Source organism: Psychrobacter sp. AH5 (assembly GCF_040371085.1).
In the GTDB taxonomy this organism is placed as follows: domain Bacteria; phylum Pseudomonadota; class Gammaproteobacteria; order Pseudomonadales; family Moraxellaceae; genus Psychrobacter.
In genome coordinates, this window is the sequence record NZ_JAMBMT010000001.1 from 571,433 (window position 1) to 586,254 (window position 14,822).

General features: G+C 43.6%; 12 protein-coding genes and 3 tRNA genes. 4 read left to right on the forward strand and 11 right to left on the reverse strand.

The window, feature by feature from the left end:
• Nucleotides 1-7: 7 nt before the first annotated feature.
• Nucleotides 8-232, forward strand: coding sequence for a DUF2798 domain-containing protein (locus M0N77_RS02455; RefSeq protein ID WP_353103217.1), 225 nt, complete (start codon nt 8-10; stop codon nt 230-232).
• Between the two features lie 47 nt (nt 233-279).
• Here M0N77_RS02455 and M0N77_RS02460 read toward each other — a convergent pair whose 3' ends face one another.
• The 3 genes from M0N77_RS02460 to M0N77_RS02470 all read right to left on the reverse strand — a co-directional run bounded on the left by M0N77_RS02460 (nt 280) and on the right by M0N77_RS02470 (nt 3,430).
• Complete coding sequence (locus M0N77_RS02460; RefSeq protein ID WP_353103219.1) at nt 280-606, reverse strand: DUF779 domain-containing protein; 327 nt, start codon at nt 604-606, stop codon at nt 280-282.
• A gap of 156 nt (nt 607-762) precedes the next feature.
• Nucleotides 763-1,791: an alcohol dehydrogenase AdhP gene (gene adhP / locus M0N77_RS02465; RefSeq protein WP_353103221.1), complete on the reverse strand. Its 1,029-nt coding sequence runs from the start codon at nt 1,789-1,791 to the stop codon at nt 763-765.
• A gap of 112 nt (nt 1,792-1,903) precedes the next feature.
• Nucleotides 1,904-3,430, reverse strand: a complete 1,527-nt coding sequence (locus M0N77_RS02470) for an aldehyde dehydrogenase family protein (RefSeq protein ID WP_353103223.1) — start codon at nt 3,428-3,430, stop codon at nt 1,904-1,906.
• Nucleotides 3,431-3,811: 381 nt separating this feature from the next.
• On the opposite strand from M0N77_RS02470, the gene M0N77_RS02475 reads away from it, so the two are divergent.
• Nucleotides 3,812-5,755, forward strand: a complete 1,944-nt coding sequence (locus M0N77_RS02475) for an AAA family ATPase (protein WP_353103225.1) — start codon at nt 3,812-3,814, stop codon at nt 5,753-5,755.
• An 83-nt stretch (nt 5,756-5,838) separates the two neighbouring features.
• Here the strand turns inward: M0N77_RS02475 and M0N77_RS02480 are convergent, their stop codons facing one another.
• Nucleotides 5,839-6,540 (reverse strand): IS1 family transposase, encoded by a 702-nt coding sequence (locus M0N77_RS02480; protein ID WP_353103227.1) that lies wholly within the window; start codon nt 6,538-6,540, stop codon nt 5,839-5,841.
• Nucleotides 6,541-6,766: 226 nt separating this feature from the next.
• Here M0N77_RS02480 and M0N77_RS02485 point away from each other — a divergent pair, with 226 nt between their 5' ends.
• Entirely contained in the window at nt 6,767-7,909 is a 1,143-nt protein-coding gene (locus M0N77_RS02485) for a glyceraldehyde 3-phosphate dehydrogenase NAD-binding domain-containing protein (RefSeq protein ID WP_353105548.1), read from the forward strand.
• Nucleotides 7,910-7,976: 67 nt separating this feature from the next.
• Nucleotides 7,977-8,067: transfer RNA gene (locus M0N77_RS02490), tRNA-Ser, on the forward strand.
• 101 nt (nt 8,068-8,168) lie between these two features.
• On the opposite strand, the gene M0N77_RS02495 is transcribed toward M0N77_RS02490, so the two are convergent.
• From M0N77_RS02495 to M0N77_RS02525, 7 genes are all read right to left on the reverse strand, one after another.
• On the reverse strand, nt 8,169-8,903 hold the full coding sequence (locus M0N77_RS02495) for a hypothetical protein (protein WP_353103229.1): 735 nt from the start codon (nt 8,901-8,903) through the stop codon (nt 8,169-8,171).
• A 207-nt stretch (nt 8,904-9,110) separates the two neighbouring features.
• On the reverse strand, nt 9,111-9,440 hold the full coding sequence (locus tag M0N77_RS02500; RefSeq protein WP_353103230.1) for a CopG family transcriptional regulator: 330 nt from the start codon (nt 9,438-9,440) through the stop codon (nt 9,111-9,113).
• Nucleotides 9,441-9,691: 251 nt separating this feature from the next.
• Nucleotides 9,692-9,767, reverse strand: a tRNA-Asn gene (locus M0N77_RS02505).
• Nucleotides 9,768-9,984: 217 nt separating this feature from the next.
• Nucleotides 9,985-12,030 carry a flotillin family protein gene (locus M0N77_RS02510; protein WP_371834182.1) on the reverse strand — a complete coding sequence of 682 codons (2,046 nt, stop codon included), beginning with the start codon at nt 12,028-12,030 and terminating at the stop codon, nt 9,985-9,987.
• Between the two features lie 115 nt (nt 12,031-12,145).
• On the reverse strand, nt 12,146-12,886 hold the full coding sequence (locus M0N77_RS02515; RefSeq protein WP_353103232.1) for an OB-fold-containig protein: 741 nt from the start codon (nt 12,884-12,886) through the stop codon (nt 12,146-12,148).
• A 248-nt stretch (nt 12,887-13,134) separates the two neighbouring features.
• Nucleotides 13,135-13,210 (reverse strand) — tRNA-Asn (locus M0N77_RS02520).
• A 300-nt stretch (nt 13,211-13,510) separates the two neighbouring features.
• Nucleotides 13,511-14,713: a pyridoxal phosphate-dependent aminotransferase gene (locus M0N77_RS02525; RefSeq protein ID WP_353103234.1), complete on the reverse strand. Its 1,203-nt coding sequence runs from the start codon at nt 14,711-14,713 to the stop codon at nt 13,511-13,513.
• Nucleotides 14,714-14,822: the final 109 nt, after the last annotated feature.

Genomic DNA, 14,822 nt, shown 5'->3' on the forward strand with positions numbered 1-14,822 from the left:
GAAAGTCATGAACCTTAAATTTAGAATCGTTAATACCGCTATAATGTCAGTGCTATTATCTTTTATGATGACGATGTTTGTCACCTTTATAAATCTAGGCTGGTCAGAGAGCTTTTTTATAAACTTTTTTAATGCTTGGAAAGTAGCTTTACCAGCGGCGTTTTTGGCCGTATTGATTATTGGTCAGCCAGTACAAAAACTGACCCAAAAAATTCTAAAGCCTCAGTCATAGCGCAAAGCAGAAGCTGATAAATAGAGAATTAATCTCAAGCCTTTGAGTTAAATCTCGCAAACCTCAGAGCGCACAATAAAGCGTTTGCCCTCTGGTATCTCAAGCGAGAAGCTAGCGCCGCGACCCTCGACTACATCGATAGTTAGATCGGTGTGCTGCCAAAGCTTATATTGAGCTTTACCCATGTAAAATGGACAGCCTGCTAGCTCGCCGATAAGTACGTCTTGAGCGCCCGTCTTAAATTCGCCTAACGGATAGCACATCGGCGAGCTACCATCACAGCAGCCGCCGGATTGATGAAACATCAGCTCGCCATGTTTGGACTTTAATAGGTCGATTAATTCAACAAAGGATTGGGTCGCGGTAAGCTTCATAGGATACTCCTTGTGAGTTAAATCTATCGTTATCGTTAATAGTAAAAAAGGTCGTATCACTTTTTCCACAATAGTTAAACTACTGTAGGCAAAACGATACGACCATTGTTATCAATTAAGAGTATTAATCATCAAGCTTATAGTTTTGTTGGAAACCTACATACTATAATCAATGACAATCCGGCCCTCAATCTTACCGTCACGCATACGATCGAAAATATCGTTAATATTCTCAAGCGGTTCAGCTTTGACCGTGGCTTTGACTTTACCTGCAGCTGCCATATTTAATGACTCTTGCAAATCAAGACGCGTACCGACAATAGAGCCACGAATAGTAATACCGTTCAGTACTGTATCAAAGATAGAGACGGGGAAGTCGCCAGTAGGCAGACCATTACAGACTAAAGTACCACCGCGCCGCAGCATGCTTAAAGCTTGATCAAATGCCTTAGAGGAGACGGCCGTCACTAGCACACCATGAGCGCCGCCAATCTCTTGTTGTAAGTATTCACCAGGGTCAGTATTTTTGGCATTCACTGTGACTTTGGCACCGAGTTTTTTGGCAAATGCTAGCTTCTCGTCATCAATGTCGACAGCGGCTACGTTTAGTCCCATAGCAATAGCGTACTGCACTGCCATGTGACCGAGTCCACCGATACCTGAGATGACTACCCAATCACCTGCTTTGGTGTCCGTCATTTTCAGACCTTTATAGACCGTTACCCCTGCACATAAAACAGGTGCGATCTCAATAGAGTCAACGCTCTCAGGGATAATACCGACATAGTCAGCGTTGGCCAAAACATATTCTGCAAAACTACCGTTGACTGAGTAGCCAGAGTTCTCTTGACGTTCACATAAGGTCTCCCAGCCGCCCAAACAATGCGTACAATGCCCACAGGCGGAATACAACCAAGGTACGCCGACACGGTCACCTTCTTTGACATGATGAACGTTTTCGCCAACAGCGGTAATGATACCCACTCCTTCATGACCTGGAATAAATGGCGGGCTTGGCTTAACCGGCCAGTCGCCCTCTACTGCATGTAAGTCAGTATGACAAACGCCTGATGCTTGCATTTTTACTACAATCTCGCCAGCACCTGGCGTTGGAATATCCACTTCCTCTATTTTGAGAGGTTGTCCAAATTCATGTAATACGGCAGCTTTCATTTTATTACTCATCTTGCCCACTCCACGTAGCTATATTTAGCTACTATTAGGTTAAAGTTTTAGTTATGATTTTTATGAAGCCGCACTGCATGACCTTTATCACACAGTGCTTATACCGACAGAATTAGAAAAACCCCATCGCTTTAGGACTGTAAGAGACCAGCATATTTTTGGTTTGCTGATAATGATCGAGCATCATTAGATGGTTCTCGCGGCCAATACCGGACTGTTTATAACCACCAAAGGCTGAATGCGCAGGATAAACATGGTAGCAATTGGTCCATACCCGTCCGGCTTGGATACCGCGTCCGAAACGATAAGCCTTGTGTACGCTGCGTGTCCATACTCCTGCACCCAAACCGTATAAGGTATCATTGGCAATACTCATCGCCTCTTCATCGTCTTTGAAGGTGGTAACGGCCAGTACCGGACCGAAGATCTCTTCTTGGAATACGCGCATATCGTTAGTACCCTCAAAGATAGTCGGCTGTACATAATAGCCATCGCCTATATCACCCTCGTGCTTGGCTCGCTCGCCACCAACTAACACTTTAGCGCCTTCTTTTTTACCAATGTCTAAGTACGATAGGATTTTTTCTAGCTGATCTGAGCTGGCTTGCGCGCCAATCATAGTATCAGTATCTAATGGGTTGCCCATTTTTATCGCTTTGACACGCTCGATACAACGTTTGATAAATTCATCATAAATGCTCTCATGCACCAGCGCTCGCGATGGACAAGTACAAACCTCACCTTGGTTCAGCGCAAACATCACCAAGCCTTCAACCGCTTTATCTAAGAAATCATCATCTTCATCCATAATGTCGGCAAAGAAGATATTAGGGCTTTTACCGCCTAGCTCTAGGGTGACGGGAATGATGTTTTCACTGGCATATTGCATGATAAGGCGACCGGTGGTGGTCTCGCCAGTGAAGGCGACTTTGTTAATACGCGGATTAGAAGCTAGTGGTTTACCCGCTTCAACACCGAAGCCATTGACCACATTAAGCACGCCTTTTGGCAAGATATCAGCGATGCCAATGGTTTCAAGCATAAACAGGATAGAGGCTGGGGTTTGTTCAGCAGGTTTTAGCACGATACAGTTGCCAGCAGCAAGAGCAGGAGCGAGTTTCCAGACTGCCATTAAAATAGGAAAATTCCAGGGGATAATTTGTCCGACAACGCCGAGTGGCTCATGGAAATGGTAAGCGACCGTATCTTCATCAATTTGACTAATACCGCCTTCTTGGGCGCGAATGGCGCTAGCAAAATAGCGGAAATGGTCTATCGCTAATGGGATATCAGCGGCTAAAGTTTCGCGTACTGCTTTGCCGTTCTCATAGCATTCAGCGATGGCGATAGCTTCGAGGTTTTCTTCCATTTTGTCGGCTATTTTTAATAATAGATTGGCGCGTTCGGTCACGCTAGTTTTGCCCCAAGCATCTTTTGCTGCATGCGCGGCATCTAGGGCTTTTTCGATGTCGGCTTCTTTTGAGCGCGCAACTTGGCAGATTATTTGACCATTAATCGGACTTGGGTTGTCAAAGTACTCACCATCAATGGGCGCAGTCCATTCACCATTAATAAAATTATCATACTTTTCACGGAATTGGACAGGACTATTCTCGGTATTGGGATTAGCGTATAACATAAACGATTCCTTGTTGATTTCATGAGGATACAAGCTAAAGATATAGGCTTATTCTTGCCTACTTTTTCTACTTAGATAATAGGGTAAGAACCCTAAAACCCTAAGTTGTTGTTAGAATAATTATCGATCTTATCGACCTTTTTTACTGGGGCGACCACTCTATCGTACTAAGCTTTTGTAGGGAGTGATAGCTACTTATAATTTTTTATAGTTAATAGGCGATAACTTTAAGTTATCAATGAATGGGTGGTTAAAAAGGCTCGCAACGCGTATGTAGCTGTTATAATAATTGCCAATTATTTAGGCGATCAGCCCTCATTGCGAGCTCAGTTTATGACAAGCTCCGAATTTTTTCTTTAGATTACTAATTGGTTCAAGTTTATGCGTCAATCTTCTGCTTTAGATATCTTAAAAACAGGTCAAAACGTATTTTTGACCGGCTCGGCAGGTTCAGGAAAGACCTATACGCTCAATCAATATATCGACTATTTACGCGCGCGCCGCGTACCAGTTGCCGTGACTGCCAGTACTGGTATTGCAGCAACTCATATGAGTGGTACCACCATTCATAGCTGGGCGGGCATTGGTATCAAGGATGAGCTGTCTGAGCGTGATTTGAGTAATCTGGCGCGTAAGCAGTTTTTGGCAGATAGGCTCAAGGAGACGGCGGTACTTATCATCGATGAGATCTCTATGCTGCATGCTAAGCAGCTCAATCTAGTCAATGAAGTGCTCAAGCACGTACGTAAAAAAGACGCGCCTTTTGGCGGTATTCAAGTAGTGGTGGCGGGTGACTTTTTTCAGCTGCCGCCTATTGGCAGTAAAGGTGAGAGCAATCGTGATAAGTTTGCCTTTATGAGTGAGGCTTGGCTTGAAGCTAGGTTTCGTATTTGTTATCTATCTGAGCAGCATCGGCAGGTCAGTGCAGAGGCTGATGGTGGTTTAGATTTGGATGATATTCTCAACCAAATTCGCCGGCAAGAAGTGACTTTTGAGGCCATTGCTGCTTTAGAGAATACCTTTGATCAAGATGTCGATATCAAGCGCACGCGCCTGTATACTCACAATCTCAACGTCAATAAAATCAATGATAAAGAGCTTGCTGAGTTAAAAGGTGAGATGAGACGTTTTCAAGCAACCTTTGAAGGCGATAGTAAGCTTGTTGATACCCTCAAAAAAACCGTGCGCACGCAAGATGATTTGATCTTGAAGGTTGGCGCCAAGGTTATGTTTATCAAAAATAATAATGAGCTTGGCGTCTCTAACGGTACGATGGGCGAGCTGATTGGTTTTGCTGCGGTAAAGGTAGACGATAGTAAAGCTACAGAGAATGCTAAGAGTGACGCCAAAGCAGATATGGCAGACGATCAGGCGATTGTCATAGACGATGAAGACGATAGCAAAAAGTCAGAAAAGAATAAAAAAGCCAAAACGAAAGATAAGACTAATGCTCAGTCCGCGCAAAAAATGCCAATTGTCAGGCTCAATTCAGGACGAGAGGTCATCGCTGAACCTGAAGAGTGGATTATCGAAGATGAGACTGGTGATGTGCTCGCCAGCTATGAGCAAGTGCCTTTATGCCTAGCTTGGGCGATTACTATTCATAAGTCGCAAGGTATGACTTTGGACGCCGCTGAGATCGATCTGTCGCGTACTTTTGAGCTAGGTCAAGGCTATGTGGCTTTATCACGCTTGAAGTCACTAGAGGGTCTAAAACTGCTTGGCATGAATACCATGAGCTTACAATTAGATCCATTAGCGCGCGGCGCGGATAAGCGTTTTTTGGAGCTCTCAAGTGAGGCGGAGGCTAACTATGCTATGCTTGATGAAAAAAGCATGAAGCAGTCTCACGATAAGTTTATTCTAAAGTCCGGCGGCACTACTAGCCAATCCGTCATTGACGCTTATGCTAGTTTGCAAAAAAGACGCCGAGAACACTCTAAGGCACAGCAAGACAAAAAGCAGAAACTTGGCAATCAAGTCGCTGATAAGTCAGAAGCGACTTTGCTTGCTACCAAGGTATTGCTAGAAGAGAGCCTATCGATTATGGAGATTGCGCAAACTCGTGAGCTGGCGCAATCGACTATCATGCGTCATATTAGTGAGCTTAAATCGCAAGATCCGAGCCTTGCCTGCGATCATCTACGTCCTGATGATGAGATTATGACGGCAGTAGGGAATGCTTATGTCGCCATAAAAGTGGCTAATAATCCTAACGACTTCAATAATGATGGTAGTATTAAGCTCAAGCCTATCTATGAGCAGCTCAGACAAATGGTCGACTACAATACTATCCGTCTAGCGCTTATTTTTATTACGCCTTAGGATGTTTATATAAAAATTAGAACGTTTATATAAAAATAAGTGGCATAAAAATAACTGGTGGTGTTCTAAAAAGTATGCTGGCATCAGACATAGCCATAATTGATATAAAAGAACACCAAATCAAACACCTTAAAGTGATTATCGAGCTTCTTAGAGAAACAACAGGTTCTTCTAACGGCTCGTTTTAGTCGGTGTCTAAGACGGCAGTTATTGTCTTCAATACCTACGGTATGTTGTTTGCCAACTTGTTTGTTATCTGGTTTAAAGGCCGTTATGAAACTGTCCCAATTGTCCATACTAATAGAGTCATAGCTCACTTTAAGTTGCTTAAGACGGGCTCTTAGTTTCTGAGCCGTTTTCAGGTCACGTTTGCCCCAGACATAAGCGACAATCTCATTAGTAGCACGGTCATAAGCATAAATAAGCCAGACTTTACGCTTCTTGCGATACACGTAAGTCCAGAACTCATCAACCTCTAAGCGTTCATAATATCGCTTCTTAGGCGCGATCTTATAAACAGATGAGCCTATGGTGCTGAGCACTTTACCAATACTCACCGAGGTAATGATGGCTATGTCTCTAACACCGCAGCCTCTAACCGTCATTAGCCGTATGATGTCTTCTATTTGAGAGTGACAGCCTTGGTAGCTTAAGGCATGGTCGCCAATAAACTGACGTTTGCAGTCCTTACATTGGTAGTTCTGCTTGCCATAGCTTTTTATGCCATTTTTCTTTAAACTGGGACTGTGACAGTCGGGGCAACTGATCTGTATTTGTGTCTTCATAACCTCAAATATATCATCTTGCTTCGGCTGTCACTCCTCCTTTTATTTCCTCAGCATACTTTTTGATACACCACCAGATAACTTTAACCGTCTTTTTGCTAAACGCTGTTAAATACCTGCTTTATATCCCTCAAGCTTCTTTCTTCTATTATAGTGATACCTTGTTATGTCAGATTTTGCCAATGCCACTTACAAACCGATAAATGATGACTCTACTCACGCAGCTATGTACCCAATAGGCGAATATACTAAGCCGTTACGCATCGCTATTAATGGCTTTGGCCGTATAGGTCGTAATGTATTGCGAGCATTACTTGAGCGCTTTGAGGTGCTTGGCCGCTCCATTCATGTGGTTGCTATTAATGATTTAGCGTCCGCTGAAACTTTATTACATTTATTAAAATTTGATAGTACTCATGGACGTTTAAGCCGTTTAGGTATCAGTGCTGCCATCGTTCAAGACGGTATTACTGATAAGCAGCAAAAACCCTCTGCTAGCGCAAAAGCGGACATGCAGCTGTGTTTAACCAAAAACAATCAGACTTATTGTATCCGCCTCTTATCAAGAGACGATCCAAAGGATTTGCCTTGGCAAGATTTGAATATCGATGTGGTGCTAGAGTGTACCGGTCATTTTCGCTCTTATGAGCAAGCCTATCGGCATATTGAGGCAGGAGCGCAGCAAGTCATCATTGGCGCAGCTCCCTTTGATGATGTGGAGGCATGCATTGTTATGGGGGTAAATAGCGAGCAGCTAACGCAAGAGTTGCCTATTATTTCTAGCGTTTCTTGTACTACCCAAGCATTGGTGCCTTTAATCGCCACTTTAGATAGCGCTTTTGGCGTCAAATCAGCGATGATGACTGAGATTCATGCGGTCACGGCTGATCAGACGGTACTCGATCAAGCTCATCGAGATCTTCGGCGTGCGCGTGCTTCGGGTCACAATATTATTCCTACTACTTCTAGTAGTATTGCCGCCACTGAGCGCGTATTGCCTACGATGATTGGTAAGATTAATGGTCACTCTATCCGCGTGCCCACTATTGATGTGGCAGCCATTGACGTCACCTTTATATTTAATGATGAGCAAGTCACGATAGAAGCCATACGAGCAGCGCTAAAGACTGCTAGTCAGGATCAGCTATTAGGCATTATGGCTTATACTGACGAACCGCTAGTGTCGAGCGATTTTATTCACCAGCCTGAGTCGCTGATTATTGATGGTCAACAACTGATGCAAGTGGGTAATCAATACAAAGTATTTGCTTGGTATGATAATGAATGGGGTTATGCTAATAGACTATTAGATATGTGCTTACATCTAGCCGCCACCAATGTAGCTACGAGTAAAAAAACTTATAAGTAAAATAATTTAGATTTTTTTACTTTTGCTATTGCATTTTTATCTCAAGTCTCTATAATAGCCCACCTATGGAGACGTGGCAGAGCGGTTGAATGCACCGGTCTTGAAAACCGGCAAGGGTTCATAGCCCTTCGAGAGTTCGAATCTCTCCGTCTCCGCCAAATTGGTTCTAATGAACTGTAAAACCCCAATCTTAACGGATTGGGGTTTTTTTATGGCTGTTATCTTAACTATTAGCTTACCGGCAATAGGCATTAAACAGTTATTTTCGTACGATTTTATCAAACTTAATTTGTTGGTCATCAGCAAGAGTCAGTACTGCTTCATCGATCTCGATAGTGACGTCCTGCGCGTTTCTAATCGCGCGCATGACGTTGATGTCTTCTATGCTACTTTCAATAATTATTTTACCCGATTGCTCAGGCGCAATAGGTGGATCGAATTGAGTCAAGGGTACATTAAAACCTTTACCTTCTTTTAGCTTATTGTCCCTCATTAGCAGTGAGCCTTTGAAGCTCTTAATCGGTACATTACCGTGATTTGAGAGCATAAACTGGAGCTTGACCTGATTTAAGCTATCGTCATCGCTAGTTTTGACCGGTAGTAGTGCTACAGGGTAAGTCTGTGCATTGATACCACCGCGCTGGTTGCTAGCGACCACGGGGCTCTTTTCGCCAGTGGGGTTATTAGGATGCAAGCGCTCGTATTCACGCTGCTGTATTAGCGCTTGTCTTATGGTAGTACGAGGCATAGCGCCTGACTCATAAGCGCCGCTAAGCTTCATACGTAGCATATAGCGACTGAGCAGCTGTCTATCGCTTTCGGATAATTGCTCAAAAGTTTTGCCAAGCTTTTTTTGCCATTGATTAGAGTCAGTAGGAATGGTTTGTTTGGTAGGGTCCTGCTGCGGCATTGAGCAGCCGCTTATGGCAGGTATAAAAGCTAATGATACCGTCAAAAATAAAACTGTCGTCAAGCGCTTTTGTGATCTTTGCATTATTTTTCTCCTCATCAACGCTTATTTTTATAGCTCTAGCTTTAATATACCTTTTTTATAGCCGCTTTGCGTTTGATTATTTTTAATGGCTAAAACCATTGGCCACAAAAAAAGCTAAGCACTATTATGTAAGCTTAGCTTTTTTAGGATTTGAAGTCGTTGCTAATCCGTGAATCGCGACAATCAGATTAGCCGAAACTGCCGCTTTTAGTCATTGTCTTGTAGCTCAGATAACGGATGTGTGATGTTGTTGTTATGCGTCACCACAATAGCCTCATCGATAATACGTTGACTGACACCGCGTTTGCGTAAGGTTTCGATAAACACTTCATCATGCGCTAAAGTATAGTCTTGGTGATCGCGATCTAGTCCTTGGCGTATATATAGACGAATAAGGCCTTGAATACGTTTAAAGCCGAGCTCTGATGATGTCGCTTGTAATAGCTCAATCATCTCCTCAGAGAGACGAATACTAATCGGACGCATCACCTTTTGTGGATGATCAGAGAATTTATTTTTTATACGTACAGGTATCATAATAGACCTTTAGTGGATAGGAATAAAATTATCAGTAAAACAAAACAGTTAGCTCATTCTAGCACTTATACTACAGTCAGTTTGATATAAAACGATATAGCAGTCAGAGCAATAATCAAAAAAGCTTATTAAACTTATAACTATGCTGTCTTACCTTACAATAAAATAACCCAAAAAAATACCAAAGCTATAAAAATAACGCACATAAAAAAGCCTCCATCATAATTTGATGAAGGCTGATTTATACAATATGGCTCCCCAACCTGGGCTCGAACCAGGGACACACGGATTAACAGTCCGACGCTCTACCAACTGAGCTATTGGGGAATAAAAGGTTATAACCGTTGAACCAATAAAGCGGTTCGCGTTATGTGAGGCGTATTTTAGCCAAGTAGTTATAGGCTGTCAACCTTATTAGCGCAATAAAATTAAAATTTTATAGATTTTAGTATAAATCAGCCCTTAGCCATAAAATTCAGACGATTATCCAAACCATATCTATAGCTGCTATAGAGTAAAGCGCTTTATAAAGCTTAGCAGCGCTTTACTCAGTATCAGTAGACGATGAATGACTAGGGTTATGCTCATTGCCTAAAGGTACTGCCGAGGACAGCTGATAGCTAGCATCCGCTTTATCGATAGCTTTATTCACGCGCTTATTGACCGCAGCTGGCAGCTCTACTTCGTGTATATCAGCGCTTGCTGAGCCTTGATTGCTAACCGCATTGGCACTCTGATTGGCACTCTGATTGGCACTTTGATTGGTATTTTGACTATGGTTTTGGTTTTGGCTGGCACGGTTTTTCTCAGCACGACTTATCGGCGCTGATTTGAAGGTATCATCGCTAGCATTAGTATTCACCGGATTAAACTGTGAATCTACTAGCGCGCTGGTCAAAGCATTGATATCGCCGCCGCCTGCTAAGCCTAGTTCGCCTAATAAATGGTCAATGAGTGGCGCTTGGCTACGATAGCGTAGGGCAGAGCTGACCATCTCATCGGCTAATGAATTTGCCGAACCTCCATTGTTGCTAGCCTCATTACCGCTGCCACTTTGGCTTTGACCAGCCAGCATACCTGCGCCATTGCCACCCACTTGCAAAATCTTGATACCATCGATGTTTTGAATAGGTTTGACGGATTCGGCGATGATAGCTGGCAGGCGCTCAAGTAAGGCTAAGCGTATTTGCATATCGATTTGATGCTGTGACAGCATATTTGCCGCTTTATTGATCGCTTCTTGACCTTCGGCCTCGACTCTATATTGTTCCGCTTGCGCATTGGCAATCACTAACTGTGCATCCGCCTCACCTTGAGCGCTTAGGCGCTGTTTATCGGCCGCCGCTTGTGCTTCGATACGTACGGCTTCGGCTCTATCGGTCGCTGCTTGCTTTTCAGCTTGCGCGGCAACTTTTATATCGATAGCGTCTCTTTCGGCCTCTTCAGTGGCTTTAATGAGCTGTACCGCTTTGGTACGCTCTGCTATCTCACGTTCGCGCACGGTAGTGACATTCTCTTCTTGTTGTACGGCTAGTGCGCGCGCCTGATCGGCCTCAGCCTTGGCTACGGACTCTGCACGCGACTTTTCAGCAACGGCGATTTGACGCTCTTGTTCAGCAAGCTCGATAGCTTTTCGGCGCTCGATATTGGCCTGTTCAACCGCTTGTTCTTTCATGATATCTTGGTTTTTGATATCGCGTTCGGCATTGATACGTTTTAGGTCAATCTCACGCTGAGCGGCGATTTGCGCTTCTTCGGCCTCGCGCTGTTTGATGCTCTCTTCGGTAGCGATATTGGCTGACTGCTCAGCGCGGCGAATGGAGATCTCACGCTCTTGTTCAAGCTTGGCATATTCTTCTTCGCGCACGATATTAATGCGGCTACGCTCAGCCTCTAAGTTTTTGGTTTTGATAGCCAGATCAGTTTCTTGTTCGATATCGTTACGTAGCTTGCGCCGCTCCTCAATCGTTTTGGTCAAGCGCGTCATCCCTTCAGCATCAAAGGCGTTTTGCGGATTAAAATATTCAAACTTAGTTTGATCCAGACCCGTGAGCGATACGGTTTCAAGCTCCAAGCCATTTTTAGCCAAATCCTCTGATACTGCCCGCTGCACCCTTTGCACAAAATCCACGCGTTTTTCGTGCAGCTCTTCCATCTGCATCTCGGCGGCCACCGCTCTCAGCGCATCGACAAACTTACCTTCAACCAGATCTTTAAGCTCACCTGGCGCCATGGTTTTCATACCCAAAGTCTGTGCGGCGGTAGCGATGGACTCTTTTAGCGGACTTACGCGCACATAAAATTCAGCTTTGACATCGACTCGCATCCTATCTTTGGTAATCAGCGCTTCGTTATCGGCACGGCGTACCTCTAAGCGCAGAGTGTTCATATTGACTGGAATGACTTCATGCAAGACCGGTAATACAAAAGCGCCGCCATTTAAGATAACGCTCTCACCGCCCATACCGGTTCTGACAAATGACACCTCTTTACTGGCGCGCGTATAAAGTCGCGTCAAAATAAAGGCAATAATGAATAAAGCTACGACGATAACGCCGGCGATGATGCCCCAATAAACCAAAGTATCCATACTATTCCTCAAATTTAAAACTTAAAAGTTTAGGCAAAAATAGTCTTAACTGTTTTTGCTAATTGCTAATTGCTAATTGCTAATTGCTAATTGCTAATTGCTAATTGCTAATGGGCTATGAAATCTTTTTTACTAAGTAATGTCCTGCTACTTTTTTGGTAATAATTAATTTATCCTCAGCACTAAATAACGGCCTCGCTTCTTTATCGGCAGATGGATTATCAGTAGACAGATTTACCGCCGAGCCGCTCATTAACAAAGGGTTAGAGTTATTAGCAGTCAAAGCGCTGGGATCAGGCTCAATCATCACAAAGTGACTTTGCCCATGTTCATCTATCACTTTAGCTTGCGCTGGATGACCGATGCTTGCGCTACCTAATAAAATACGTGCAGGTTTACCGACTAAAGAGTCGCCACTGACCGCGCTACTTTCATCTTTAGGCAAGATAGGATAAAGCAAAGCTGAGAGCATTTTGAGAAGGGGCACACTAATGACCAGAGCATCAAGGGCAGCTAGCCAAGGCGAGATAAAGTGGCCTAGGGATGAATAGGCGAGTTGTTGAATAATAAAGCCAGTAATACAAAAGCTTGCGATAAATAAAATGAGCAAAATCATCGTCGGAATACGGCCGACATAGAGCCAGTCAAGCGCTCTGAGCCCTAAGCTCATATCACTATCAACACTCATATCCGCATCAAGATCAGCATCTATTAGCGACTCTGGCAGTAGGTTATCCAAAAAGCCACTGATACCGCCAAAGAAAAATCCTAGCAGCTCTACAGCTAGGAGGATAAGGAGCACGAAGCCTGCAATCACAAAGGGTGCGAAAGCGGCAGTATCAAAAAGTTCCCACATACGATAGTCTAATCAACATGAGTAATATAATTAATCTTAGTGTAGCTTAACTTTTTATAAAAAACACAATAAAAGTCGCTGTCTGACTGACAAGCTATCACTGCTAAATAATAGGCATAAAAAAACCCTCATCATAACGATGAGGGTCTTGGCAAATGCCATAATCGAATCAAAGGGATTCAATAAAACGTCTTAGTCAGTTATCTAAAATTAATAACTCGCTAAGGCTAGACAAATTGTCTAAAATTTGGCTCCTCAACCTGGGCTCGAACCAGGGACACACGGATTAACAGTCCGACGCTCTACCAACTGAGCTATTGAGGAATAAGCTATGAGTGTTAAATATTCTCACAACGGGCTTAACAACGACCGATTAAGGTAATGAGTTGCTGCTAAGTGGAGCGTATTCTAGCAAAGATAAAAAATAGGTCAAGCCTTTTTTAGCTTTAAAAGCAAAATTTGTCTAAATTAACGAGATTTTAAGGCTTTTCTGACTAAAAGCTATAAGAGCAGCTAGTTTTAGCTAGCGACTCTTTATCTCTATAAAGCAAAAAGACGCCGATTAAGGACGCCTTTTTGCTATTTATTCAAATCTCTATATACGCTTAGCTTTGAATAAGTTCATTACTCAGCCACATCCAAATCCGCAACCGCTGACTCGATACGCGATAAAGCATCTTTTAAAGTTGCCTCGTCAGTGGCGTAAGAGATACGCATAAAGCCGCCTAGACCAAAAGCGTCACCTGGTACGACGGCTACGCCAACTTTATCAAGTAGCCATTCTGAAAACTGGGTACAAGTTGACAGGCCAGCGGCTTTGATCAGTGGCTTGATATTAGGATAGACATAAAAAGCGCCATCTGGACGCAAACAAGTAATGCCTTTGATAGCATTTAGACCATCGACGACCATATCGCAGCGCTTCTCAAAGGCCTCAACCATTGGTTTTAGTACGCTTTGATCACCGCTAATAGCCGCAGTAGCAGCGACTTGGCTGATAGAAGTTGGGCAAGAGGTCGATTGTGATTGTACTTTTTTCATCGCGCCAATGAGTTTAGCAGGGCCACCGGCATAACCGATACGCCAGCCGGTCATCGCATAAGCTTTGGATACGCCATTTAGGATAATAGCGCGCTCTTTGAGCTCAGGCGCCGCATTTAGAATGTTGTAGAACTTATCGCCTGTCCAGCGAATGTGCTCATACATATCGTCTGAGGCCACATAAACGTGCGGGTATTTTTTTAGCACTTCTGCTAGCGCTTTTAGCTCGTCTAAAGTATAGATCATGCCTGTTGGGTTCGAAGGGCTATTGAGCACTAGCATTTTGGTTTTGTCAGTGATCGCCTCTTCTAACTGCTCAGCGGTGATTTTGAAATCTTGTTCAGCAGGGCATTTTACGATGACAGGCACGCCTTCAGCGATAAGGACCATGTCAGGATAGCTCACCCAGTAAGGCGCTGGAATAATAACCTCGTCGCCTGGATTGATAAAGGCTTGGGCTAAATTAAAGAACGACTGCTTGCCGCCTACCGATACTAAGATCTCATTTGGCTCATAGCTGATGTCATTATCACGCTTAAACTTCTCGATAATAGCCTTCTTTAGCTCTGGTGTGCCATCGACAGCGGTATATTTAGTAAAGCCATCATTGATAGCTTCGATAGCCGCTTTTTTGATGTGCTCAGGCGTATCAAAATCAGGTTCGCCAGCGCCCAAACCGATAATGTCTTTACCAGCAGTTTTTAGCTCTTTGGCTTTATTGGTAATGGCTAGGGTCGGTGAAGGTTTGATACTATTGACGCGGTCAGAGAGTTGCAGGTCGCTCATAAGAAATCCTTGTTAGTGATAAATAAAAAACAGGTAAGAATAAAAAATAGTGAAAGCTTACGATATGAAACAGTCTTTTCAAAGCTCTATTTTAAAGCTATGTATTAGC